This window comes from Cedecea davisae, assembly GCF_044095835.1.
Taxonomy (GTDB): Bacteria; Pseudomonadota; Gammaproteobacteria; order Enterobacterales; family Enterobacteriaceae; genus Cedecea; species Cedecea davisae.
This window is the reverse complement of the sequence record NZ_CP172054.1, coordinates 395,657-421,158: the sequence shown is the minus strand read 5'-3', so window position 1 is coordinate 421,158 and position 25,502 is coordinate 395,657. Positions and strand designations below refer to the sequence as shown.

The window sequence follows — 25,502 nt, the reverse complement described above, 5'->3', positions numbered from 1 at the left end:
TCCATTCGTTAAGATTAACACGAAGTCATCGCAACAGCGGAGATGAGTTACGAAAGCTTGCAATTCTAGCCTGTAGCCCCCGCCGTTGTCTTTAAGATTCAGGAGCGTAGTGCATGGAGTTCAGTGTAAAAAGCGGTAGCCCCGAGAAACAGCGTAGTGCCTGCATCGTTGTGGGAGTCTTTGAACCGCGTCGCCTGTCCCCGATCGCAGAACAACTCGATAAAATCAGCGATGGCTACATCAGCGCGCTTCTTCGTCGTGGTGAGCTGGAAGGCAAACCGGGGCAAACCTTGTTGCTTCATCACGTACCTAACGTGCTGTCTGAACGTATTCTGCTGATTGGCTGCGGCAAAGAGCGCGAGCTCGACGAGCGCCAGTACAAGCAGGTAATTCAGAAAACAATCAACACGCTTAACGATACCGGTTCGATGGAAGCCGTCTGCTTCCTGACCGAACTGCACGTTAAAGGCCGCAACACTTACTGGAAAGTACGCCAGGCGGTAGAAACGGCTAAAGAGTCGCTGTACAGCTTCGACCAGCTGAAAACCAATAAAACCGAGCCACGCCGCCCGCTGCGTAAAATGGTGTTCAACGTGCCAACCCGCCGCGAACTGACCAGCGGCGAACGTGCGATTCAGCACGGCCTGGCTATTGCTTCCGGCATTAAGGCAGCGAAAGATCTCGGCAACATGCCGCCAAACATCTGTAACGCCGGTTACCTCGCCTCCCAGGCGCGCCAGCTGGCGGACTCGTTCAGCAAAAACGTGGTGACCCGCGTGATTGGTGAGCAGCAGATGAAAGAGCTGGGCATGCACTCTTACCTCGCGGTAGGGGCCGGTTCTCAGAACGAATCGCTGATGTCGGTTATCGAATATAAAGGCAATGCTTCTGAAGACGCTCGTCCGATTGTGCTGGTGGGTAAAGGCCTGACCTTCGACTCCGGCGGTATCTCCATCAAGCCTGCCGAAGGCATGGACGAAATGAAGTACGACATGTGCGGCGCGGCTTCGGTCTACGGCGTGATGCGTATGGTTGCCGAACTGAACCTGCCGATTAACGTGATTGGCGTGCTGGCGGGCTGTGAAAACATGCCTGGCGGCCGCGCTTATCGCCCGGGCGACGTGCTGACCACCATGTCCGGCCAGACCGTTGAGGTGTTAAACACCGACGCCGAAGGCCGCCTGGTCCTGTGCGACGTGCTGACCTACGTTGAGCGCTTCGAACCTGAAGTAGTCATCGACGTGGCCACGCTGACCGGCGCGTGTGTGATTGCTCTCGGCCACCATATCACCGGCCTGATGTCCAACCACAACCCGCTGGCTCACGAGCTGATTAGCGCTTCCGAGCAGGCTGGTGACCGCGCGTGGCGTCTGCCAATTGGCGACGAATACCAGGATCAGCTGGACTCTAACTTCGCAGACATGGCAAACATCGGTGGCCGCCCTGGCGGCGCGATTACCGCGGCTTGCTTCTTGTCCCGCTTTACCCGCAAGTACAACTGGGCGCACCTGGACATCGCCGGTACCGCATGGCGTTCCGGCAAGGCAAAAGGCGCAACTGGCCGCCCTGTCGCCCTGCTGTCTCAGTTCCTGCTGAACCGCTCCGGGTTTAACGGCGAAGAATAATTTGTAAGACTTACCCTCACCCCGGCCCTCTCCCTGGAAGGGAGAGGGGGAAAACAATTCGGTTTGTTTCCCCCGCCCCTTTGGGGAGAGGGCATAAAGCAGTTTTGTTTGATCCCCTCGCCCCTCCGGGGAGAGGGTTAGGGTGAGGGGCAACAACATTCAACTTAAAAAGCTGGTCTCATGAAAAACGCGACGTTTTACCTGCTGGACAACGACACGCACGCCGAAGGGCTGAGCGCCGTTGAACAGCTGGTGTGCGAGCTGGCTGCAGATGGATTTCGGGCCGGTAAACGAGTGCTGATTGCCTGTGAGGACGAGCAACAGGCGATTCGCCTCGATGAAGCGCTCTGGCAGCGCGATGCGCATGCCTTCGTGCCGCATAACCTTGCCGGTGAAGGCCCGCGCTACGGCGCGCCGGTTGAACTGGCATGGCCCCAGCGCCGCGGCAGCGCCCCGAGGGATATTCTGATTAGCCTGCTACCGCAGTTCGCAGATTTTGCCACCGCTTTCCTGGAAGTGATAGACTTCGTACCTTACGAAGACACTCAGAAACAACTGGCCCGTGAACGCTATAAAGCGTATCGCGTTGCTGGTTTCCACTTGACTACGGCGACTTACACCCCGCCGGGAACGACATAGCAGACAATGGAAAAGACATATAACCCGCAAGATATCGAACAGCCGCTTTACGAGCACTGGGAACAGCAGGGCTACTTCAAACCGAATGGCGACACCAGCCAGGAAAGCTTCTGCATCATGATCCCACCGCCGAACGTCACCGGCAGTTTGCATATGGGTCACGCCTTCCAGCAAACCATCATGGATACCATGATCCGTTACCAGCGCATGCAGGGCAAAAATACCCTGTGGCAGGCGGGCACCGACCACGCCGGTATCGCGACCCAGATGGTTGTTGAGCGTAAAATTGCCGCCGAAGAGGGGAAAACCCGCCACGATTACGGCCGCGATGCGTTCATCGAAAAAATCTGGCAGTGGAAGGCGGAGTCCGGCGGCACCATTACCCGTCAGATGCGTCGTCTCGGTAACTCCGTAGACTGGGAGCGTGAGCGCTTCACCATGGACGAAGGTCTGTCCAACGCGGTGAAAGAAGTGTTCGTTCGCCTGTACAAAGAAGACCTGATCTACCGCGGCAAACGCCTGGTAAACTGGGACCCGAAACTGCGCACCGCAATTTCCGACCTGGAAGTTGAAAACCGCGAGTCCAAAGGGTCCATGTGGCACCTGCGCTACCCGCTGGCCGACGGCGCAAAAACCGCTGACGGTAAAGATTACCTGGTTGTCGCCACCACCCGCCCGGAAACCGTACTCGGTGACACCGGCGTGGCCGTTAATCCGGAAGATCCGCGCTACAAAGACCTGATTGGCAAATTCATCGTCCTGCCGCTGGTTAACCGCCGCATCCCAATCGTTGGCGATGAACACGCCGACATGGAAAAAGGCACCGGCTGCGTGAAGATTACGCCTGCGCACGACTTCAACGACTACGAAGTTGGCCGCCGCCACCAGTTACCAATGATCAACGTTCTGACCTTCGACGGCGATATCCGCGAAGCGGCAGAAGTGTTTGATACCAACGGCGAAGAGTCCGACGTTTACGCGTCCGACATCCCGGCAGAATTCCAGAAGCTGGAACGTTTTGCCGCGCGTAAAGCCGTGGTGGCTAAGTTCGACGAACTGGGTCTGCTGGACGAAATCAAACCTCACGACCTGACCGTACCTTACGGCGACCGTGGCGGCGTGGTTATCGAACCTATGCTGACCGACCAGTGGTACGTGCGCACCGCTCCGCTGGCAAAAGTAGCTGTAGAAGCCGTTGAGCAAGGTGACATTCAGTTCGTGCCTAAGCAGTACGAAAATATGTACTTCTCCTGGATGCGCGACATTCAGGACTGGTGTATCTCCCGCCAGCTGTGGTGGGGCCACCGTATCCCGGCCTGGTACGACGCGGAAGGCAACGTTTACGTTGGCCGCAACGAAGCGGAAGTTCGCGCCGAGAACAACCTGGGCGACGACGTAGCGTTGAACCAGGACGAAGACGTGCTGGACACCTGGTTCTCCTCCGGCCTGTGGACTTTCTCCACCCTGGGCTGGCCGGAAAACACCGAAGCGCTGCGCACCTTCCACCCGACAAGCGTGATGGTCAGCGGCTTCGACATTATCTTCTTCTGGATTGCCCGCATGATCATGCTGACCATGCACTTCATCAAAGATGAAGACGGCAAGCCGCAGGTTCCGTTTAAGACCGTCTACATGACCGGCCTTATCCGCGACGACGAAGGCCAGAAGATGTCCAAGTCCAAGGGCAACGTTATCGACCCGCTGGACATGGTTGACGGCATTTCGCTGGAAGACCTGCTGGAAAAACGCACCGGCAACATGATGCAGCCGCAGCTGGCGGAGAAAATCCGCAAGCGCACCGAGAAGCAATTCCCGAACGGCATCGAGCCGCACGGCACCGACGCCCTGCGCTTTACCCTGGCGGCGCTGGCCTCTACCGGCCGCGACATCAACTGGGATATGAAGCGCCTGGAAGGCTACCGTAACTTCTGTAACAAGCTCTGGAACGCCAGCCGCTTTGTGCTGATGAACACCGAAGAGCAGGACTGCGGCTTCAACGGCGGCGAGCTGGTGCTCTCCCTGGCGGATCGGTGGATCCTGGCCGAGTTCAACCGCACCGTTAAAGCGTACCGCGAAGCGCTGGACAGCTACCGCTTCGATATCGCCGCTAACATCCTGTATGAGTTCACCTGGAACCAGTTCTGCGACTGGTATCTGGAGCTGACCAAGCCGGTCATGAACGGCGGCACTGAAGCCGAGCTGCGCGGCACCCGCAACACGCTGGTGAACGTGCTGGAAGGCCTGCTGCGTCTTGCGCACCCGATCATTCCATTCATCACAGAAACCATCTGGCAGCGCGTGAAAGTGCTGAAAGGCATCACCGACGATACCATCATGCTGCAAGCGTTCCCGGCTTATGATGCTTCTCAGGTTGATGAAGCGGCCTTTGCCGATACCGAATGGCTGAAGGATGTCATCACCGCCGTGCGTAACATTCGTGCCGAAATGAACATCGCGCCGAGTAAACGCCTGGAAGTGCTGCTGCGCGGCTGCAACGATGAAGCGATTCGTCGCGTAACCGACAACCGCACCTTCCTGCAGAACCTGGCTCGCCTGGAAAGCATCACTATTCTGCCTGTTGACGATAAAGGCCCGGTTTCCGTGACCAAAATTATCGACGGCGCAGAACTGCTGATCCCGATGGCAGGCCTGGTAGACAAAGCCGCTGAGATTGAGCGTCTGGCTAAAGAAGTGGCTAAAATCGAAATCGAAATTGGCAAAATCGAAGGCAAGCTCTCTAACGAAGGCTTTGTGGCCCGCGCCCCGGCTGACGTAGTAGCCAAAGAGCGCGAGCGTCTCGAAGGTTTTGCAGACGCCAAAGCTAAGCTGATTGAACAGCAGGCCGTTATCGCCGCCCTGTAATCGTTAAGCTGCTCTATCCGCCCCGCATCTCCGTGCGGGGCGTTTTTTTTGCGCAACTTGCACCCTACTTCATGAAGTGCTATTAACTCCCTTTATCCTTCCTAAGCTTATGAGTCACATGATGAACACCACTGCTCCGGTTGACGTGAAGCTCCAGCTGCGCCGGATTACCGCCGAAGATAATTCGGCCATCGCCCGGGTTATTCGTCAGGTTTCTGCCGAATACGGCCTGACCGCCGACAAAGGCTATACCGTTGCCGACCCTAACCTTGATGAGCTGTACCAGCTGTATAGCAAGCCTCAGCATGCTTATTGGGTCGTTGAGATTGATGGCGAAGTGGTGGGAGGCGGCGGCGTCGCCCCGCTGTCATGTAGCGAGCCGGATATCTGCGAGCTGCAAAAAATGTATTTCTTGCCGGTGGTTCGCGGTAAAGGGCTGGCGAAAAAGCTCGCGTTACAGGCGCTGGAGTTTGCCCGCGCCGAAGGGTTTACCCGCTGCTATCTGGAAACTACGGCGTTTTTGAAAGAAGCCATTGGCCTGTACGAGCATCTGGGGTTCGAGCATATTCCTGCTCCGCTCGGCTGTACCGGGCATGTGGACTGCGAAGTAACTATGCTCAAGGCGCTGTAATCACAGCGCTTTTAATATAAAACAACGTTCTGCCGGGCTGCTGGCATCAATGCAGCCAGTGTACGCCGTCTTCCGGCTGGAAATAACCGTTATAGCGCATCTGGAAGGCGTTAATCTCCGGCCAGTCTGGCTCTATTTCGCGCAGAAACCCCAACGCAAGGCGCACCTGAGCATCGGTCACCGGAGCCGCCAGCCTGGCCTTTTGCAGCCTACGGTGCCACTGCTGTAAATTTTGATCGCTGCCGTCCACAATCACGATTTGCCAGATAAGCAGGACCTGAGCCGCATTTTGCAGATGAGACTCATCGGGGCGATGCAAATACTGCAAAAACGCGTCGCCTTGCGCTTTCCCCATCTGATCGATCATCGATTCAACCGGCACCACATCGATCCCCAGCCGCTCACTCAGCCGACGAATTGCCCGCCGGGAATGAGACGTAAGCACCCGAAACCCTACAACAAACACCACACACAGCGTAGCCAACATTAACCAAATCATGAAGTAAGATTCCCGACTGCCTAAGCTTATTTTGCCGTCAGCAACCGGCAATATTTTTTCATGGACTTCATGCAGTATACCGCAATCACTTTCCTCAGTAATACGCCAGACCTGTGCGCAATCTGGCGGGCGGCAGGCATAAAAAAGCCCGGCGTTATGCCGGGCAGTAAGTCACCAACAACACACTTAAGCGATTTTAAGCTGCTGGATCTTTTTCTCACGGCGAATTTTGCGCTCTTCAAATACCGCGACTATTGCCATCAGCACGATACAGCCGATCGCTGCCGCATCCAGAGCGGCAAAGGTACCAGCCCAGCCGGTGAGGCCGAAGACCGGCGTGCCGTCGGCAATCATGCCCAGGCCAAGCTTGGCGAAGCTGTCGCCAATCAGGTAGGCGAAGGTGCCTTTGATGCCGTCCGCCGCGCCGATAGCTTTCTTCGGCACGAAGCCAACCGCCGCCACGCCAATCAGCAGCTGCGGGCCAAAGACCAGGAAGCCAAGAGCAAACAGCGAAGCCAGGTAAACGTACTGGTTGCTGGCATGTTGGTACACGCCCAGGGTGGCGATAATCAGCGCCAGCGCAACGCAGGCAACCAGCGCACGGCGCCCGTTAGCCAGGTCCGACAGCCAGCCCCACAGCAGCGTGCCCACCAGCGCGCCCACTTCAAACAGGGTGAAGCCCTGAATCGCCACTTCTTTGGAGAGCTTCAGCTCCTGGAAAGCGTACACGGTGGACCACTGGTCGATGCCGATGCGCACCACGTAAAGGAAGATGTTGGAGAAGCACAGCAGCCAGATAACTTTGTTCTTCAGCACGTACTCAACGAAGATCTGCCATTTGGTCATGGAATTATCTTCGGCTTCTTTGTCTTCTTCGCTCACCTCTTCGCCAAACAGCTCTTCGGCGGTGCCGAGGCCGTAAGACTCAGGGGAGTCGCTGCCGTAGCGCAGGGCAACAAAGCCGACGATCAGGGCGATAATGGACGGGAAGATAAACATCCCGATAACGTGGCCGTCAAACAGGTAGTTAGCGCCAAACAGGGCAACGCCAGCCGCGCCCGCGCCGCCGAGGTTGTGGGAGATGTTCCACATGCCCAGATAGCTGCCGCGCTTACGGCGAGGAGTCCATTTGGTAATGGTTGAATAGCTGCACGACCCGCCGGTGCTCTGGAAGAAACCGCTCAGCGCGTAGAAGGCAATCATCAGGAACAGGCTAACCGAGCCAGCGCCCATGCTGGCGCTGAAGCCGAGCATACAGATGGCGGAGAGGATCAGCATAAACGGCAGGAACTGCTTGGTGTTTTTGCCGTCCGCATAATAAGAAACCAGCGTTTTGCCCACGCCGTAGGTGATGGAGAATCCGAGGCCGATCATCCCCAGCTGCGTCATGCTCAGCCCGTAGGTTGAGATCATGTCGTTCTGCGCGATGTTGAAGTTTTTGCGGATCAAATACATCGTCAGGTAGCCGATGAAGACCACCAGGTACGACTGCATAAACGGTTTGAACCACATCTTGCGCCGCACTTCGAGCGGCAGATCCAGGGTTGGCTTACGCACCTGGTTTAAAAAGGCCAGCATGGATGACTCCTGATTTGAATACCTGCTTGATGGCAGGCATTGTAGAAATCAGCGCGTCAACTGGCCTGAGACAGCGTCCAGGCGCAACCGGGAATATTTCTTAGTTTTGCCCTGTTTGGCACAAAAAGGTGAGATGCATCACGCTTCACTGGCGGCACGCGGTGCCTGAGCGTTTAAGAACGGCAGCAGCAGCAGAGCCGAAATCCCGGCGGCGGTGGCGATAACCGCGAAAAACCCGCTCCAGTGCCAGATGTCGATAACCCTCGCCAGCGGCCAGCCGGAGAGCGATGCCCCGAGGTAAGCAAACAGCCCGACAAACCCGGTTGCCGCGCCCGCAGCCTCTTTATGCGAACACTCCGCCGCCGCCATGCCGATAAGCATCTGCGGGCCAAACACGAAGAAGCCGGTGGTAAAGAAGCAGGCGGCCTGCATCACGTAGCTGGCAAAAGGCATCAGCCACAGCGAGCCAACCGAGAGCAGAATACCGGCGGCAAAAATGAGGTTCATCGGCCCGCGGTTACCGTTAAACAACTTGTCCGACCCCCAGCCCGCAACCAGCGCGCCGATAAACCCGCCAAGTTCGAACATCGTCACCGCCGAGTTAGCCTTGACCAGCCCCACGCCGAGCGTCTCCGACATATAGAGATTGCCCCAGTCGTTTATCGCCGCCCTCACCACGTACACCAGCACGTAGCACAGCGACAGCAGCCAGATGTACGGGTTCGCCAGCACGTATTTATAGAGGATCTCTTTGCGCGTTAGCCCCGCGCCTTCCTGCTGCTGAGCCATTTCCAGCTCGTCGTGCTGCCAGTCGCCCACGGCGGGCAGGCCAACGGTTTGCGGCCGGTCGCGCAGCCGCCAGCAGAGAAACAGCCCGGCAATAATCGCGAGGCAGCCGGCAATCATCATCCCAACGCGCCAGCCATAATTCATCGCCGCCGCACCGATAATAATCGGAATAAGCGCCCCGCCCACGTTATGCGCCGTATTCCACACCGCCCACCAGCCGCCGCGCTCGCTGCGGGAGTACCAGGCCGTGAGCAATCTGGCGCAAACGGGCGAGCCCCAGCCCTGGAAGAAAGCGTTAAGCGCCCACAGCAGGGCGAACGCCCATAGCGAAGTCGAGAAGCCGAACAGGATGTTGACGATGCCGGTGGCAATCAGCCCCAGCCCCATAAAGTAGCGAGCGTTGGAGAAGTCGCTGACTATCCCTGAAAGAAACTTCGACAGGCCATAGGTCACGTAAAACAGCGTCGCCAGCAGGCCGATGTCGGTGCGCTCCATTACGCCGGTGGCGAGGATCTCCGGCGCGGCGGCGTTAAAGCTTTTGCGGGTGAAGTAAAACAGCGCGTAACCCAGCCAGATGGTTATCAGGATATGCCGCCGCCAGTAGCGATAGCGGGCGTCGATTTCATTTTTATCGCCCAGCAAAGGCGCGCTGGCCGGTACTTTCAGGAAACTCAACATCATCGCCCCTCAGACGTATCGCAACGGCAGGCTGACGCTGACGCGCGTGCCGTGAGTGCAGGAAATAGCCAGGGTGCCGCCCAGCGCCGTCACGCGCTCGCGCATCCCGAGAAGCCCGAAGCCCTGCTGCCCCGAGCCGGGCGGCAGGCCGCTGCCGTCATCTTCAATCACCAGCATCAGCCACTCTTCCTGGCGCCAGCCCTGGAGCGTGACCGCGCTGGCGCTGGCGTGTTTGACGATGTTGTTCAGCCCTTCCTGGCAAACCCGGAACAACGTGACGCGCTGCCCCTCACTGAGCATCTGCTCGTCAATTTGCCAGTCGAGATGGCTGACTATGCCCCGGCTTTCCAGCTCCATTTCGCGCAGCAGGGAGCGCACCGCCTGTTCGAGGGAGAGATCGTCCAGCTGGCGCGGTCGCAGCCGCCCGAGCAGGCGGCGTACCGAGTCATAAACGCCCAGCGAGAGCTGTTCGATATGCGCCCCGCTGCGTTTCACGCCATCGTTTTCCGGGGCCTGGCGCTTCATTATTCCGGCCTGGGTGCGGATAGCCGTGATCGTCTGACCAATATCGTCGTGCAGCTCGCGAGCCACTTCCCGGCGCACGCTCTCTTCGGTTTCCAGCAGCCGCTCGGCAAGGCGGCGGTTGCGGGCAAGCTCGGTTTGCAGCGACTGGTTCAGCTCGCGCAGGCGCTGGATCCCCGCCCCCAGCAGCAGCCCGGTGAGGCTTTGCGCCAGCAGCGACAGCAGAAGATCGACCGGGTGATCGTGCCAGGTCTGGCTGGCGATTAAAGCAATGGCGTTCATCAGGGTGGCAATAAGCGCCCCCTGCCAGCCGTAGTGCCAGGCCAGGGCGATAATCGGCAGCGCAAGGCAGAACGGCGTAAAGCGAGAAAGCTCGGCGGGCAGCCCCAGCTGAAGCCAGAGGCTGACGGCGAATAACAGCAGATACCAAATCAGATGGCGACCGCGCCAGTTCACCGGCTGGGAAACCAGCGCCGGGCCAAGCGGCTGCCAGACGGTGCTGGTGAGATAGTGCCAGATAACCAGGCAGGTCGGGGCCAGCGTCAGGCCGCCGGTCAGGGTTAACAGCAGGGCGTTCAGGGACTCATGCCCCCGCCCAATCCACGGCAAAGATTGCAGCAGCGCGGCGGCGATAAGCGCTCCGCCCTGGCGCAGCAAAGTCCGCCAGTCTCGCTGGTGGCGATAGCGGGAGATAAGCGCCACGGGCAGCAGGGTCAGCACGCCCCCGGCCATCAGCAGCGGCAGGTGCGCCAGCGCCACTTCCTGAGCCAGCCAGCCCAGCATCAGCCATTCCGCACCGAGCAGTACCGGCCAGTAGCCACGCGGGCATTGCAGCATCAGGCCCAGACGCAGGCCAAAGGGAAACAGCAGCACCGCCAGTTCGGGTCTTACCACTAAATGCAGGCTGATGCTCCACAGGCAGAACCACGCGGCGGAGAAGATAAAAAAGCTGGCGATAACGGCTATCAGCCGCGAGAAGAAAGACTGCATCACCAGCCGTCGAACAGGCGGCGAGCCAGCGCTACGTCGTTGCTGACGTCGAGTTTTTCCATCAGATTTGCGCGGTGAACGTGTACCGTTTTCGGCGACAGTCCAAGCTCGGTGGCGATCTCTTTCACCGCCATGCCCTGGGCCAGTTTTTCTGCCACCTGGCGTTCGCGCTTAGTCAGCGGGTCCTGCCGTCCGGCGGCCAGCTTCATGGCAATGTCCGACGTCAGGTAGCAGCCGCCGGTCGCTACGGTGTGCACCGCCGCAATCAATTCGTCCGGGCTACAGCGTTTGGATAAAAAGCCGCGCGCCCCGGCGTTAAGCGCCTGTTCCACCAGCGCCGGGCTGTCGTGGACCGACAACATAATAGTCGCCATGCCCTTCGGCAGTTGGGCGAGAAGCTCAAGCCCGGAAACGTCCGGCATCGAAATATCGCAGATGCAGACCTGAACGCCCTGCCCCGGCAGCCCGGCCAGCGCCTCGCGGCCCGAGCCAAACTCGGCCACAACCTGAAAATCCGCCTCCAGCCCAAGCAGTTGGGCAAAGCCGGAGCGGACGATAAGGTGATCGTCGATAAGGGCGATGGTAATCATGGCGCGTTCCAGGAAGGTAAAAAAACGCGCTTACCTTAGCGATAAGCGCGTTACTGTTCAAGCCTCAAGCGATTTGTGCTGCGCCCGAAGGCTATTCCCCGGCTACGGACAGGCGAATAATGCCTGCCGCTCTGGCCGGTGGCAGTTGCAGAACGTTGCGCCACAGTTCCTGAACCTGATCGCAGACGATGCCCTCCTGGCCCACCGCTTTGTGCGGGTCAGACATCAGATGCAAATCGCCGCCGTAGCGCTTCATCAGCTGCTGGACTATCGGCTGGATATCCTGCCTGGCCTGCTGGCGCTCGGCGTCGGTTACGGTGTGTTTTTCAGGACCGTAGGCGGAGCGCATCATGGCGGCATCTACTTCCATACGGCGCATCGTGACCTCGCGCGGCAGAAGCCTCATCGAGTTGATACCGCCCTTCACATCCGGGAACAGGAAGCGGAAGCAGGCCTCGTTGCTGCTCTTTTGCACCATCGCCGTTTGCTGCATATTGATTTGCATAAACGCCACCACGTTTTCATCGGCGGCATTTTGCAGACGCTTCATCTCCACGGCGAGGATTTGCGGCTGGATAGTGTCAATCACCTGCTGCTCGGTTTTCCCCTGCTTGTGCATCTCAATCGCCTGCTGGCGGATAGACATCCACAGCGCCGGTTCCTGCTCCTTCAGCACCTGGTAGACCGGCATCTGGTTCATCGCGGCATCAAGCCCGGCCAGCTCGCTCTGCGAAGATCCGGCCTTTTCACGCGGGATCAGGTATTTAACGTCAAAAATATTCCACGCCATAATAGCGACCAGCGCAATCGCGACGGCACCGGCTTTCCCCACCCAGCCTTTCTTGCGAAAAACGCCGACCACTACGGCAATTGTCGCGCCGACATAGCCTGCAATAATGACGTGGGTCCAGTTCATACAACATCCTTCTTATTCTGCGGGCACCCCGCTGTGGAAGCGAAACTCTTCGTCGCGGCTCTGGATAAGCCGGGCTTCTACTTCGCCAAAAAAACCAATACGTTCGCTGATGTCGTTTCCGGCAATTTGCTCCGCCAGGCTTAAATAATCCTGATAGTGACGGGCCTCAGAACGCAGCAGCGACAGGTAAAAACGCTGTAGCTCATCGTCAAGGTGCGGCGCCAGGGCGGCAAACCGCTCGCACGATCGCGCTTCGATATAGGCTCCGCAGATAAGCTTGTCCACCAGCATCAGCGGTTCGTGGGTGCGGGTTTCGCTCAACAAACCTTTAGCATAGCGACTGGCGGTAATTTTCACGTACGGAATGTTACGGGCAATCATGATTTCCCGCACCTGCCAGAAATGGTGCAGCTCTTCTTTAATCAGCAGCACCATGCTGTCGATAAGCTGCTGCCCCCAGGGGCTTTGCGTTTTTGGCATCACGCTTTTGCCAATCCCTTTGTGGATAGACAGAAAGTCCGGCTCGTCGCCGTCGCGGAAGGTAAAGGCTTCGTAAGGCTGTAGCCAGGCCAGCAGCGCCTGCGAGCTTTCTTTATCGGCAACATATTTGCGGATCAGCAGCATCGCGGTTTGCGCTGCTTTGAGTTCGCAGACCATATGGTCGGTCAGCAGCAGCGGCAAATTTTCGGGCTGGCGGGCTTTTTCAGTCCACGCATCGGGAGTCGGGCAGTGCAGGAATTGCTTAACGGGGGAGAGGAGTTGCTGGTAGTTCATGGCGATATCCTGAAGCGCAGCGGCTGAATGCCGCTGCGCCGCTTACTTTTAGTGGCGCACGCCGTCGTCGTCTTCGTCCAGAAGATCTTCGTCGCCGCCTTCTTCGCCGTCTTCACCGTTCGGATCTTCGAAGTAAGTGCCCCAGCCGTCGTAATCCACGCCGAATTTTTCCGCCAGGTTCATCAGTTGCTCAACCTGAGCATCAATCAGCTCGCGGTTCAGCGCGCATTCGCTAAGGATATCGCAACAGATGACGGTATCGCCCTCTTCCACTTCCAGCTCTTCAGGATCGGTGACTTCATAGCCCAGCTTGAAAGCTTCAACGGCCGCTTTCTCCAGGGTTTCAAAATCATCTGCAGAAAGGTGATGCTCGATGGTGTACAGCGCGTCAGGATCGCTGCCGTCATCCAGCAGTTCTTCAATGATTAAGCGAGTTTCTTCGCGTTGTTCTTCCAGCTGTTCTGGATTTGCCATGGCCCTTTCCTCAAATAAGTCGGCAGATGCTCTCATTTTCACACACGCCGGGGTTTGCCTCCACCTTTCATCGCAAAGTTTTAACGCTCGGGGTTGCAATTGAATATTCATACATATAAATTGAATTTTAATTCAATAAAGGCTTCTGCCATGCGAGGAAAAAATGAGTCACTTTTATCAGAAAAATTTTCTTAAGCTGCTCGATTTTACGCCTGCCCAGCTCCATGAACTGTTGGCCCTGGCCGCTAAGCTGAAAAACGACAAGAAAAAAGGAACTGAAACTCAGCAACTTACTGGGAAAAACATCGCGCTCATCTTCGAAAAAGATTCGACCCGAACTCGCTGCTCTTTCGAAGTTGCCGCTTTTGACCAGGGCGCTCGCGTCACTTATCTCGGCCCAAGCGGCAGCCAAATTGGGCATAAAGAATCAATTAAGGATACCGCACGGGTGCTGGGACGCATGTACGACGGCATTCAGTATCGCGGCTATGGTCAGGAAATAGTTGAAACCCTGGCGAGCTACGCCGGTGTACCGGTGTGGAACGGCCTGACCAATGAATATCATCCCACCCAGCTGCTGGCGGATTTATTGACCATGCAGGAGCATCTGCCGGGGAAAAGCTTTCACCAGATGACGCTGGTTTACGCCGGGGATGCACGTAACAACATGGGTAACTCGATGCTGGAAGCCGCCGCGTTGACAGGGCTGGACTTGCGCCTTGTGGCCCCTGAAGCCTGCTGGCCCGACGCAAATCTGGTGGCAGAGTGCAAAGCGCTGGCCGCCCAAACCGGCGGTAAAATCACCCTCACGGAAGATATTGCCGCAGGCGTAAAAGGTGCCGACTTTATCTATACCGACGTTTGGCTGTCGATGGGTGAAGCCAAAGAGAAGTGGGCCGAACGCATCGCCCTGCTTCGCCCTTACCAGGTCAACGGCGAAATGCTGGCGCTCACCGGCAACCCGCAGGTGAAGTTCCTGCACTGCCTGCCTGCCTTCCATGACGACCAGACCACGCTCGGCAAGCAAATGGCCCAGGAGTACGACCTGCACGGCGGTATGGAAGTTACCGACAAAGTATTCGAATCCTCCCACAGCGTGGTGTTTGACCAGGCAGAAAACCGCATGCACACCATCAAGGCGGTGATGGTCGCCACGCTGGCTGAATAATTTATTCGCTCTAAGGGTTATTCCCTGGCCCCTCCGACGTCACCTCGTCTGAGGGGCTTTTTTTCTTAGCGCATGTTTATTGCAAAAGATGTTGCATAACTGCTGCGCTGGCCGGATTTTTTATGCAGTAAAAAGACATAACCTCAATTGAACAAGGCTGAGCCTCTTCGCTAATCCGTTGTTTCCCGTTAAGTAAAAAGAAAAAAACCTGCTCGCTCACAGTTTCCAAACCGGGTATCCACGAAAAAATCACAATAACTATTTCTTGTTTCCCCCATCTTTCAGGATTAAATAAACCACCACGTGCATAACCATGCACATAAAAATAAAAAACACAATAAAATCAAATCGATAACCTTAAGTTAAATTGATGACCAATTACAAACCATTAACAACAGAGATATTATCAGGCTGTTTATTGAGTAGTTATGCAGTAAGCAAAATAAATATAAAAGCTATTTCCTGACGTTTATCAAATAATAAAAAGAGAAATAAAACCCACCGTCATCGCGTGATGAAGATCACATTAAACGGCTTAATAAAATCTAATATACGCCCCGAAGACAACCAACCGAATTATTTAAGTTGCGACGCAATATTAATTGCGCCATGGGAAAACTCATCCTCAAATAATGTAAGGGAATAGTCATGGATAAGCATTATGTCGGTTCCGAAATAGGCCACCTGCGCAGCGTTATGCTGCATCGCCCAAACCTCAGTCTGAAAAGACTTACCCCTTCAAATTGTCAGGAATTACTTTTTGACGACGTTCTTTCGGTAGAGCGGGCGGGCGAAGAACACGATGTTTTCGCCAACACCTTGCGCCGCGAAGGCGTGGAGGTATTGCTGCTAACCGACCTGCTAACACAAACGCTGGACATCACAGAGGCCAGGGACTGGCTGCTGAATACTCAGGTTTCAGACTACCGTCTTGGGCCAGCCTTCGCCGCCGACGTGCGCGGCTGGCTGGCGGATATGCCGCACCGCGAGTTAGCCCGCCGCCTTTCCGGCGGGCTAACTTACGAAGAAATTCCAGCCCAGATTAAAAATATGGTGGTGGATACTCATGCGGCAACCGACTTTATTATGAAGCCGCTGCCAAATCATTTATTCACCCGCGATACATCGTGCTGGATTTATAACGGCGTTTCAATTAACCCAATGGCTAAAGCAGCTCGCCAGCGCGAGACAAATAATTTAAGGGCAATTTATCGCTGGCACCCGGCATTTACCGACGGCAATTTCATTAAATATTACGGCGACGAAAACATTAATTACGACCACGCCACGCTTGAAGGCGGCGATGTATTAGTGATTGGCCGCGGCTCAGTATTAATTGGCATGTCTGAGCGTACCACACCTCAGGGCGTTGAGTTCCTCGCTGCATCATTATTCAAACATCAACAGGCGACCCGCGTGATTGCGGTTGAGCTGCCAAAACACCGCTCCTGCATGCACCTCGATACCGTCATGACCCATCTCGATGTCGACACATTCTCCGTCTACCCGGAAGTTGTGCGCAAAGACGTGCAGTGCTGGACGCTCACCCCGGACGGCAAGGGCGGTATTAAACGCCATCAGGAAGTCAGCCTCGTACACGCCATCGAGCAGGCGCTGGGCATCAGCGAGGTCAAGCTTATCACCACCGGCGGAGACGCCTTCGAAGCCGAGCGCGAGCAGTGGAATGACGCCAACAACGTGCTGACCATCCGCCCGGGCGTGGTAATTGGCTACGAGCGCAACATCTGGACCAACGAAAAATACGACAAAGCCGGGATCACCGTGTTGCCAATTCCTGGCGACGAATTAGGCCGCGGGCGCGGCGGCGCACGCTGCATGAGCTGCCCGCTGGAACGTGACGGAATTTAAGTGGAGAGCCGTATATGACACTGAAACCGACCCTGGTGGTCGCCCTCGGCGGCAACGCTTTGCTAAAACGCGGTGAGCCGCTGGAAGCCGACCTGCAGCGTAAAAATATCGAGCGGGCCAGCAAAACCATCGCCCAACTGACCGAAAACTGGCGCGTGGTGCTGGTGCACGGCAACGGCCCGCAGGTTGGCCTCCTGGCCCTGCAAAACAGCGCTTATCAAAACGTTAGTCCTTATCCGCTGGATGTTCTCGGCGCGGAAAGTCAGGGAATGATTGGCTACATGCTTCAGCAATCGCTGAAAAATCATCTGCCGGACCGCGAAGTTAGCGTGCTGCTGACTCAGGTAGAGGTCGACCCGCAGGATCCGGCCTTCAGCAACCCGACCAAGTATATCGGCCCGGTCTACAGCAAAGAGCAGGCGGATGCCCTGGTGCGCGATAAGGGCTGGTCGGTTAAAGCCGATGGCCAGTATTTCCGCCGCGTAGTGCCTTCCCCGCAGCCGAAACGCATCGTGGAAAGCGATGCCATTACGGCGCTAATTCAGCGCGATCACCTGGTTATTTGTAACGGCGGCGGCGGCGTGCCGGTGGTGGAAAAACCCGACGGCTACCACGGCATCGAGGCGGTGATTGATAAAGATCTTTCCGCCGCGCTGCTGGCTCGCCAGATAGAGGCCAACGCCCTGCTGATCCTGACCGATGCCGATGCGGTTTACCTGAACTGGGGTGCGCCTGACCAGCGCCCGCTGATGCAGGTAACGCCCGCCGAGTTGGACAAGATGACCTTCGACGCCGGTTCGATGGGGCCGAAGGTTGCCGCCTGTAGCGACTTTGTTACCCGCTGCCACGGTATTGCCGGGATTGGTTTGCTGGAGGACGGGGCGGCGATTCTGGCGGGCGAGAAAGGCACGCTGATTCGCGAATAGTGATTGCCCCTCACCCTGCCCCTCTCCCCTGAGGGGAGAGGGAATAAAACAAGAGAACAAAACAGAGTCGCCCGCATTTCCCCCTCTCCCTTTTAGGGCCGGGGTGAGGGTCAACAAACTCTTTTTTCAAAGGATAACAAAAATGACTATCAACTTAAAAAATCGCAATTTCCTGAAATTACTCGACTTTAAACCTGCAGAAATTCTGTACCTCATCGATCTCGCCCGCGACCTTAAAGCCGCCAAAAAAGCGGGTACTGAGAAAAAAACGCTATGCGGTAAAAACATTGCGCTCATCTTCGAGAAAACCTCCACCCGCACCCGCTGCGCGTTTGAGGTTGGCGCTTTTGACCAGGGCGCGCTGGTGACTTATCTCGGCCCAAGCGGCTCGCAAATCGGCCATAAAGAGTCGATGAAAGACACCGCCCGCGTGCTGGGCCGGATGTATGACGGCATCGAGTATCGCGGCTACGGCCAGGATATCGTCGAAGAGCTGGGCGAGTACGCCGGTGTGCCGGTGTGGAACGGGCTGACCAACGAGTTCCACCCAACCCAGATCCTCGCCGACCTGATGACCATGCTGGAGCATGCGCCGGGCAAAAAACTCAATGAATTGTCCTTCGCCTATCTCGGCGACGCCCGCAACAACATGGGGAATTCACTGATGGTCGGCGCGGCCAAAATGGGGATGGATATTCGCCTCGTCGCGCCAAAAGCATTCTGGCCTGAGGCTGGCCTGGTAGAGCAATGCCGCGCCATCGCCAAAGAGACCGGCGGCCGCATCACGCTGACCGACAGCGTGGCGGAAGGGGTAGCGGGTACTGATTTCCTCTACACCGACGTCTGGGTCTCAATGGGCGAGCCAAAAGAAGCCTGGGCCGAGCGCGTCAGCCTGATGACGCCATACCAGATTAATCAAAGCGTCCTCGATGCAACCGGCAATCCCAATGTGAAGTTCATGCACTGCCTGCCTGCATTCCATAACGAACACACCAAAGTCGGGAAAGAGATCGAAGAAGCCTACGGCCTGAAAGGGCTGGAAGTGACCGAGGAAGTCTTCGAGTCCGGGCATTCCATCGTCTTCGACGAAGCGGAAAACCGCATGCACACCATCAAAGCCGTCATGGTCGCCACGCTCGGAGAGTAACGCCGTCGGGCGGTGGGAGCCTTCTTGCCGCCCGCTGTACCCAGGTGCTGCCCAGCGCAGCGGGAGAATAGGAAAATGGCAGATGTTACCCATGCTGGCGCCACAGACGCGCCCGCAACTAGTGAGAAGAAGCTCGGACTCAGCGCGCTGGTAGCGCTGGTTATTGGCTCGATGATCGGCGGCGGGGTCTTTAGCCTGCCGCAAAACTTTGCCTCAGTTGCCTCACCCGGCGCACTGCTGATCGGCTGGGCAATCACCGGCGTAGGCATGCTCTGTCTCGCCTTTATTTATCAGAATCTCAGCGCCCGCTGCCCGGATCTCGACGGCGGGGTTTATAGCTACGCCAGAGCAGGATTTGGGGATTTTATCGGCTTCCAGTCAGCCTGGGGCTACTGGTTCTCTGCCTGGCTCGGCAACGTCTCCTACGCGGTGCTGCTGTTTAGCGCCCTGAGCTTCTTCATTCCGGTGTTCGGCGACGGTAACAACCTGCCGTCATTCATCGGGGCGTCAATTGTACTGTGGCTGGTTCACGCTCTGGTACTGCGCGGCGTGCGCGAAGCTGCCTATATCAATACCATCCTCACCGTGGTGAAAGTTGCCGTCCTGCTGCTGTTTATCGTCGCGGTGCTGATTGCCTTCCGCATCGGCGTGTTCACCGCCGATTTTTGGGGCCGCATGATGGTGATTGACGGCACGCGGCCGGAAATTTTCCAGCAGGTGAAAAGCATTATGCTGGTCACGACCTGGGTGTTTATCGGTATTGAAGGAGCGACCGTGGTTTCCGCCCGCGCGGCAAAACGAGCCGATATCGGCAAGGCAACGGTGATTGGCCTGCTCGGCGTTTTGGTGATTTATATTCTGGTTAGCGTGCTGTCGATGGGCGTGCTTGACCAGGCGGCGCTGGCCGGGTTGAAAAACCCATCAATGGCGGGCGTGCTGGAAAGCGTGGTCGGGGTTTGGGGCGCTAAATTCGTCGCTGGCGGCGTGATTTTATCCCTCGCCGGTGCATTACTGGCCTGGACGCTTTTCGCGGCAGAACTACCCAGGGTTGCGGCAATTGACGGAATATTTCCGAAGATTTTCGCCAAAGAGAATGCTCGCCACTCGCCGTCATTTTCACTGTGGATAACCAACGGTCTGATCCAGCTGTTCCTGATCCTCACCTTGTTCTATGCCGCGGGCTACCAGGCGCTGTTTTCCATCGCTACGGCCGCCATTTTGCCGCCTTATCTGTTCAGCGCGGCCTACGGCCTGAAACTGGCCTGGACCGGCGAGCGCTACGGCAAGGGAGAGTCACGTACCGGCGGCATTATTCTCGGCGTGGTGGCTACACTCTATGGCTTCTGGCTTTGCTACGCAGCCGGCGACTCAATGCTGCTCAGCTCATTGCTGTTCACGCCGGGAATACTGGTGTTCTTGTGGCAGAAAAAAACCCAGGGTCAGGCTTTGCTGAAAAGTTACGAATTCGCAATAGCCATCGTTATCCTGGCCGTCGCCGCCTGGACGCTAAAACTGATACTGAGTGGCGCATTACAGATAGCCTGAACCGCTTAAACGCCACAAATGTGGCGTTTAACTCTGCATTTTCATTCGGCGCAGTCAGAAAACAAAGCTCTATCAAAAGGTTAAATCTATTTATGCGGTAAACATAACGCGCCTGTAATTATAGAAATGGTGAATGAGATGAGGATCTCCCGCGTATCGTCAGAAAAGGAACAGCGGCAGCTTGAGCTGTGCCAGCAGTTAATCGTCCACAAAAGCTACCGCTCCCAGGAGCAGTTGCGCTGCGATTTAAAACAGCACGGTTTTGAAGCTATCAGCCAGTCAACGGTTTCCCGGCTACTCAAGCTGCTGGGCGTGATTAAAAGGAGTAATGCGAAGGGAGAAAAGATCTATGCCCTGAACCCCATGGCCCAGCCTCAGCCAAGCGCGGCGCGATCGGTGGCCGAGATGGTCATCAGCGTTGAGCATAATAGCGAGTTTATTATGATCCATACCGTCTCCGGCTACGGCAGAGCGGTGGCAAAAATACTCGATCATCACGCAATAACGGAGATCCTGGGCGTGGTGTCGGGCAGCAGCGTGGTGTGGATTGCGCCGCGGGATGTGCGCAAAACGCCGCTGGTTCATCGCCGTATTATGCAAACCCTCGGGCTGAATTAACCCGGCAGCAACCGATTGCAATGCTGCGAAAAAGTGTGATTTTGCCTCTTGCAGAGTGCGCGGACGCGCGTATAATGCGCCACAATTTGCCGGGAGGAAGCATGGTCCACTGTGTACAAAAAAATGCCGCACCAGGTCGTCTGAAAGCAGACGCCGTTGGGCGTTTTTCTTCCCGTTGCAGCATCGAATTTCTACATTCCCAAATTGCTAAGGCCCCTCATTGAGGGGCTTTTTTTTGCCCGTCGCCCGAGAACAGGAGAGAAGCATGACTAACCCGTTATTTAAAAAACACATCATTTCCATCAATGATCTCAGTCGTGAAGAACTTGAACTGGTGCTGGCAACAGCCGCGAAGCTGAAAGCTAACCCGCAGCCGGAGCTGCTGAAGCATAAAGTTATCGCCAGCTGCTTCTTTGAAGCTTCCACCCGTACCCGCCTCTCCTTCGAAACCTCGATTCACCGTCTCGGCGCGTCGGTCGTCGGTTTTTCCGACAGCAGCAATACCTCGCTGGGTAAAAAAGGTGAAACGCTGGCCGACACCATTTCGGTCATCAGCACCTATGTGGACGCCATTGTTATGCGCCACCCGCAGGAAGGCGCGGCGCGCCTGGCAACCGAGTTCTCCGGCGATATTCCGGTGCTTAACGCGGGCGACGGCGCCAACCAGCACCCGACGCAAACCCTGCTCGACTTATTTACCATTCAGGAAACTCAGGGCCGCCTGGAAAACCTGAACATCGCCATGGTTGGTGACCTGAAATACGGCCGCACCGTGCACTCTTTAGCCCAGGCGCTGGCGAAGTTCAACGGCAACCGCTTCTACTTTATCGCCCCTAACGCGCTGGCAATGCCGCAGTACATCCTGGATATGCTGGATGAAAAAGGGATCGCCTGGAGCCGCCACGAGTCGATTGATGACGTGGTTGGCGAGCTGGATATTCTCTATATGACCCGGGTGCAGAAAGAGCGTCTTGATCCGTCCGAATACGCCAACGTGAAAGCGCAGTTCATCCTGCGGGCCGCCGATCTGGAAGGCGCGCGCGCCAATATGAAGGTGCTGCACCCGCTGCCGCGCGTGGATGAGATAACCACCGACGTAGACGCCACGCCGCATGCCTGGTATTTCCAGCAGGCCGGTAACGGTATTTTTGCCCGCCAGGCTCTACTGGCGCTGGTTTTGAATCGCGAACTGGTTTAAGTGAGAGGAGAATAAGATGACGCACGATAATAAATTACAGGTTGAAGCCATCAAGCGCGGCACCGTTATCGACCATATTCCGGCGCAGGTGGGCTTTAAGCTGCTGACGCTGTTCAAACTGACCGAAACCGACCAGCGTATCACCATCGGCCTGAACCTGCCGTCCCGCGAGCTGGGCCGTAAAGATTTGATCAAGATAGAGAATACCTTCCTGACCGACGAGCAGGTTAACCAGTTAGCGCTGTATGCGCCCCACGCGACGGTGAACCGCATCGACGAGTACGAAGTGGTTGGCAAAAGCAACCCGAGCCTGCCGGACCGCATTGAGAAAGTGCTGTTGTGCCCGAACAGTAATTGCATCAGCCATAACGAGCCGGTTGCCTCTTCATTTGCGGTTAAACAACGTGCCGACGATATCAGTCTGAAGTGCAAATATTGCGAAAAAGAGTTCGCCCGTCACGTTGTGCTGGTTGATTGATGTTCGTCTGATGACAAGCTCGCGGCCATCCCTATAATGGTCGCGAGCTTTGTATCTAATACTGAGGAGAAAGAATGTCACGCACTCTTAGCACGGAAAACGCACCGGCCGCTATCGGCCCTTATGTCCAGGGCGTCGATCTTGGCAGCATGATTATCACTTCCGGTCAGATCCCGGTTGATCCAAAATCCGGCAACGTGCCGGAAGACGTAGCCGCTCAGGCGCGCCAGTCTCTGGAAAACGTAAAAGCGATCGTTGAGTCCGCAGGCCTGAAAGTGGGCGATATCGTGAAAACCACGGTGTTTGTTAAAGACCTGAACGACTTCGCTACCGTAAACGCCGCGTATGAAGCGTTCTTCACCGAGCATAAAGCCACTTTCCCGGCACGCTCATGTGTAGAAGTCGCTCGTCTGCCAAAAGACGTGAAAATCGAAATCGAAGCCATCGCCGTTCGCCGCTAATTCGCCGCAGCGCTTTTGCTTCTGGCCCCGCCTTTGCGGGGCTTTTTTTGCCCCTACTTCACGACGGCACGCAGCAGTTTTTCCAGCGGATAAACCGCCGCAATAACCACTTCATCACGCGTTTGCGCCGCACCGTCCAGCTGAGTCTGGATAGCCTTCAGTTCGTCATTGTTTAGCGACCCCTGCTTCGCCACCAGATCCGTCAGCCTTAAGCCTAACCCGGCCAGCTTATCTACGTCCTCGGCCACCGGTTTGAGCGGTTTTAGCACATAGTTGCCTTCGATAAGCGCCAGCACGTCCGGGGTATTGCTTTGCCAGCGGGTAAAGATATGGCGCAAGGCTTCGGCGCTGTTGCTGTCTTCCGGGTCGGCAATCAGCTTGTCTACCCAGCCGTTAATCGCCCGAACCTGCCCGCTTTCCGGCCCCAGCGCATCGGCAAAGCGGTTTAGCGGCTCGAAATGGTTGTAATTCCCGGCCTGGAATTTGAGGTGCTGGCGCGTGTAATACTGCGCGGGCTCGACTGCCTGAGCGAGAATTTGCAGCGGCATAATATCCGGCGTACCGGCCAGGCGAGTCATCTGAACCACCGACTCGGTATGCTGGCGTAGCCCGACGGAAACCGTGGACCAGGCGTCAATCGCCTGCATACGCTGATACATGTTCTCTACGTCAGTAACGTCTTTAGCTGACCATAAGCGCTCGGCCACCGCAAAAGTGCGCGGCCAAAGTTTGATGTCCAGCAGCGGAGAAATAACGTTTTCCGCCCACAGCGCGGCTTCACCGCCGAGGATGTTGCTCATCTGCGCGTCCGTCGGCACCGCCGGCTGTTTACCGTCCGGCACGCCCTCAAGCTTTTGCCCGGTTGCCGGATAACGCACATTGCCGACCAGGAAGTAGCCGCCAAGCTTATCGCCTTCAAGCGTGACTACCGGGCGCGTCTCACCCATCCAGGTATCAACCGTAAAGGTCGCCTGAGTCGGGGTGAGCCATTTTATTTCATGTACCTCGCGGCGTGACTTGCCTTTGAAGTCGATAAATCCGCGCCAGCCGCCGTCGTTTTTCACCAACGTAAAGCTGCCTTCTACCGGGCTGCCTTTCAGGCGCGGCATGCTGAAGAACCAGCTCTGGGCGCTGTCGGATTCGCTTAACTTATCGACCCCGTTCAGCCCCTTCGGCAGAACTTCGTTGCGGTAGTGATACGCCGTAGACTGCGGCTGGTCGAGGTAGAAGCCGGTGGACAAGATGCCCTTGTAGCCGTTGGCCGCAATCGCGCCCAGGGAGTCCTGCCCCTGCCACGACTGGATCAAAATATTTTTCGGCAGATCGGGATGATAAATCTCATCCCAACCCATCATCTGCCGTTTATGTTTTTCGAGGATCTTCTCCAGCCGCTGGTTGAAATAAGTCTGTAGCGCGTGGGAGTCCGCCAGCTGGTGCTGTTTCATAAACTGCTGAATAGAAGCGGAGGCTTTCCACTGGCTGTCGTCCACTTCATCCCCGCCGATATGCAGGTAAGCATCGGGGAAAATGGCGGTAACTTCGCCTATCAGGGTATCAACGAACTTATAGGCAGCTTCGTTAGCCGGGTTAAGCAGCGGCTTTAATACGCCCCAGCTGCGCTCCATCTGGTACGGCCCCGGAGCGCTCATCAGCTCCGGATAAGCAACGGCCAGCGCCGAGCCGTGGCCCGGCAGGTCAATTTCCGGCACCACGCGGATCCCCAGCGAAGTTGCGTAGCGTACGACCTGCTTCATCTGCTCCTGGGTATAAAACTGCCCGTCGCTCGCCAGCTGTTGTAGCTTCGGATAATGGCTGGAGGCGAAGCGCCAGCCCTGGTCGTCCGTCAGGTGCCAGTGGAAGACGTTGAGCTTAGCCGCGGCCATGCCGTCCAGCTGGCGCAGGATATCTTCCAGCGGCATAAAGTGGCGCGCCGAATCCAGCAGCAGCCCGCGCCACGGGAAGCGCGGCACGTCTTTTATCTCCACATAAGGGATCGAGGTATTTTGCGGGCCGTTTTGGATCAGCTGTAAAACGGTTTCCATCCCGCGCATTGCGCCGAAGCGAGTGTTCGCGGTGAGTTTCACTCCGTCCGCCGTCACGCTCAGCTCATAGCTTTCGTCGCTGTCCGCCTTTGGCAACGGGTCAACCGCTTTGCGGATTTGAATAGCGATAGTCGGTTTTGCCGGGTGAGCTTCCGCGGGCTGAAGCTGCCAGCCGGTTTGCAGGCTAATACGCTGACGCCAGCGCTCTGCTGCGCCGGGCAGCTTATCGCCGCTGATATTGATTGAGAGAGCGTTGGTGAGCGCGAGGCTGCCCTGGGTTGCCGGAAGCTCGACCTGCTGCGGCCAGGGCATCAGCGGTAACTCTCCGGCAGGTGCGGCCTGAGCCTGGCAGGCAACGGCGATACCTGCGGCCAGCAGGCTAAAACGGAGCGATTTAAACATGGACTTTCCTTTCACATGACGGGCCAGAAAACAGCAAAAACAATCTGTTACCATGTGAAGGATTTTTCAGCAACATTATGG

Annotated in this window: 22 protein-coding genes; 13 read left to right on the top strand and 9 right to left on the bottom strand. The window is 56.7% G+C overall.

Features of this window, described 5'->3' with window-relative positions:
* The first annotated feature begins 113 nt into the window (after positions 1-113).
* The 4 genes from pepA to ACG1VR_RS02460 all read left to right on the top strand — a co-directional run bounded on the left by pepA (position 114) and on the right by ACG1VR_RS02460 (position 5,757).
* Positions 114-1,625, top strand: coding sequence for a leucyl aminopeptidase (gene pepA, locus ACG1VR_RS02475; protein ID WP_016538315.1), 1,512 nt, complete (start codon positions 114-116; stop codon positions 1,623-1,625).
* Between the two features lie 180 nt (positions 1,626-1,805).
* Positions 1,806-2,264 carry a DNA polymerase III subunit chi gene (locus ACG1VR_RS02470; RefSeq protein ID WP_016538316.1) on the top strand — a complete coding sequence of 153 codons (459 nt, stop codon included), beginning with the start codon at positions 1,806-1,808 and terminating at the stop codon, positions 2,262-2,264.
* Positions 2,265-2,270: 6 nt separating this feature from the next.
* Positions 2,271-5,126: a valine--tRNA ligase gene (locus ACG1VR_RS02465; protein ID WP_395490134.1), complete on the top strand. Its 2,856-nt coding sequence runs from the start codon at positions 2,271-2,273 to the stop codon at positions 5,124-5,126.
* A gap of 118 nt (positions 5,127-5,244) precedes the next feature.
* Positions 5,245-5,757: a GNAT family N-acetyltransferase gene (locus tag ACG1VR_RS02460; protein WP_395490133.1), complete on the top strand. Its 513-nt coding sequence runs from the start codon at positions 5,245-5,247 to the stop codon at positions 5,755-5,757.
* 46 nt (positions 5,758-5,803) lie between these two features.
* Here ACG1VR_RS02460 and ACG1VR_RS02455 read toward each other — a convergent pair whose 3' ends face one another.
* The 8 genes from ACG1VR_RS02455 to rraB all read right to left on the bottom strand — a co-directional run bounded on the left by ACG1VR_RS02455 (position 5,804) and on the right by rraB (position 13,567).
* Positions 5,804-6,256 carry a DUF1198 domain-containing protein gene (locus tag ACG1VR_RS02455; RefSeq protein WP_016538319.1) on the bottom strand — a complete coding sequence of 151 codons (453 nt, stop codon included), beginning with the start codon at positions 6,254-6,256 and terminating at the stop codon, positions 5,804-5,806.
* 186 nt (positions 6,257-6,442) lie between these two features.
* The gene (gene uhpT / locus ACG1VR_RS02450; RefSeq protein WP_279048903.1) at positions 6,443-7,834 is read right to left on the bottom strand and encodes a hexose-6-phosphate:phosphate antiporter; all 1,392 of its coding nucleotides are present in this window, start codon (positions 7,832-7,834) and stop codon (positions 6,443-6,445) included.
* 138 nt (positions 7,835-7,972) lie between these two features.
* The gene (locus ACG1VR_RS02445; protein ID WP_039898842.1) at positions 7,973-9,301 is read right to left on the bottom strand and encodes an MFS transporter; all 1,329 of its coding nucleotides are present in this window, start codon (positions 9,299-9,301) and stop codon (positions 7,973-7,975) included.
* Between the two features lie 9 nt (positions 9,302-9,310).
* The gene (gene uhpB / locus ACG1VR_RS02440) at positions 9,311-10,813 is read right to left on the bottom strand and encodes a signal transduction histidine-protein kinase/phosphatase UhpB (protein ID WP_395490132.1); all 1,503 of its coding nucleotides are present in this window, start codon (positions 10,811-10,813) and stop codon (positions 9,311-9,313) included.
* The gene (uhpA, locus tag ACG1VR_RS02435) at positions 10,813-11,403 is read right to left on the bottom strand and encodes a transcriptional regulator UhpA (protein WP_395490131.1); all 591 of its coding nucleotides are present in this window, start codon (positions 11,401-11,403) and stop codon (positions 10,813-10,815) included. The genes uhpB and uhpA overlap by 1 nt, the downstream gene beginning before the upstream one ends.
* Before the next feature lie 91 nt (positions 11,404-11,494).
* Positions 11,495-12,319, bottom strand: a complete 825-nt coding sequence (locus ACG1VR_RS02430; RefSeq protein ID WP_016538324.1) for a hypothetical protein — start codon at positions 12,317-12,319, stop codon at positions 11,495-11,497.
* A gap of 12 nt (positions 12,320-12,331) precedes the next feature.
* Positions 12,332-13,093 (bottom strand): tRNA isopentenyl-2-thiomethyl-A-37 hydroxylase MiaE, encoded by a 762-nt coding sequence (locus ACG1VR_RS02425; RefSeq protein WP_395490130.1) that lies wholly within the window; start codon positions 13,091-13,093, stop codon positions 12,332-12,334.
* 48 nt (positions 13,094-13,141) lie between these two features.
* The gene (gene rraB, locus ACG1VR_RS02420; protein ID WP_395490129.1) at positions 13,142-13,567 is read right to left on the bottom strand and encodes a ribonuclease E inhibitor RraB; all 426 of its coding nucleotides are present in this window, start codon (positions 13,565-13,567) and stop codon (positions 13,142-13,144) included.
* A 163-nt stretch (positions 13,568-13,730) separates the two neighbouring features.
* On the opposite strand from rraB, the gene argF (ACG1VR_RS02415) reads away from it, so the two are divergent.
* From argF (ACG1VR_RS02415) to ridA, 9 genes are all read left to right on the top strand, one after another.
* On the top strand, positions 13,731-14,735 hold the full coding sequence (gene argF, locus ACG1VR_RS02415; protein WP_395490128.1) for an ornithine carbamoyltransferase: 1,005 nt from the start codon (positions 13,731-13,733) through the stop codon (positions 14,733-14,735).
* 648 nt (positions 14,736-15,383) lie between these two features.
* The gene (arcA, locus tag ACG1VR_RS02410) at positions 15,384-16,604 is read left to right on the top strand and encodes an arginine deiminase (RefSeq protein ID WP_039898845.1); all 1,221 of its coding nucleotides are present in this window, start codon (positions 15,384-15,386) and stop codon (positions 16,602-16,604) included.
* Between the two features lie 14 nt (positions 16,605-16,618).
* Positions 16,619-17,530, top strand: a complete 912-nt coding sequence (locus tag ACG1VR_RS02405; RefSeq protein WP_395490127.1) for a carbamate kinase — start codon at positions 16,619-16,621, stop codon at positions 17,528-17,530.
* 142 nt (positions 17,531-17,672) lie between these two features.
* Positions 17,673-18,677, top strand: a complete 1,005-nt coding sequence (argF, locus tag ACG1VR_RS02400) for an ornithine carbamoyltransferase (RefSeq protein WP_395490126.1) — start codon at positions 17,673-17,675, stop codon at positions 18,675-18,677.
* A 75-nt stretch (positions 18,678-18,752) separates the two neighbouring features.
* Complete coding sequence (arcD, locus tag ACG1VR_RS02395) at positions 18,753-20,222, top strand: arginine-ornithine antiporter (RefSeq protein WP_016538333.1); 1,470 nt, start codon at positions 18,753-18,755, stop codon at positions 20,220-20,222.
* A gap of 138 nt (positions 20,223-20,360) precedes the next feature.
* The gene (locus tag ACG1VR_RS02390) at positions 20,361-20,840 is read left to right on the top strand and encodes an arginine repressor (protein WP_039898848.1); all 480 of its coding nucleotides are present in this window, start codon (positions 20,361-20,363) and stop codon (positions 20,838-20,840) included.
* A 265-nt stretch (positions 20,841-21,105) separates the two neighbouring features.
* The gene (gene pyrB / locus ACG1VR_RS02385) at positions 21,106-22,038 is read left to right on the top strand and encodes an aspartate carbamoyltransferase (protein WP_016538335.1); all 933 of its coding nucleotides are present in this window, start codon (positions 21,106-21,108) and stop codon (positions 22,036-22,038) included.
* 16 nt (positions 22,039-22,054) lie between these two features.
* Positions 22,055-22,516 (top strand): aspartate carbamoyltransferase regulatory subunit, encoded by a 462-nt coding sequence (gene pyrI, locus ACG1VR_RS02380; protein ID WP_016538336.1) that lies wholly within the window; start codon positions 22,055-22,057, stop codon positions 22,514-22,516.
* A 74-nt stretch (positions 22,517-22,590) separates the two neighbouring features.
* Positions 22,591-22,977 carry a 2-iminobutanoate/2-iminopropanoate deaminase gene (ridA, locus tag ACG1VR_RS02375; protein WP_016538337.1) on the top strand — a complete coding sequence of 129 codons (387 nt, stop codon included), beginning with the start codon at positions 22,591-22,593 and terminating at the stop codon, positions 22,975-22,977.
* 53 nt (positions 22,978-23,030) lie between these two features.
* Here the strand turns inward: ridA and ACG1VR_RS02370 are convergent, their stop codons facing one another.
* A complete protein-coding gene (locus ACG1VR_RS02370; RefSeq protein WP_395490125.1) occupies positions 23,031-25,421 on the bottom strand; it encodes a beta-N-acetylhexosaminidase in 2,391 nt (796 codons plus the stop codon).
* Positions 25,422-25,502: the final 81 nt, after the last annotated feature.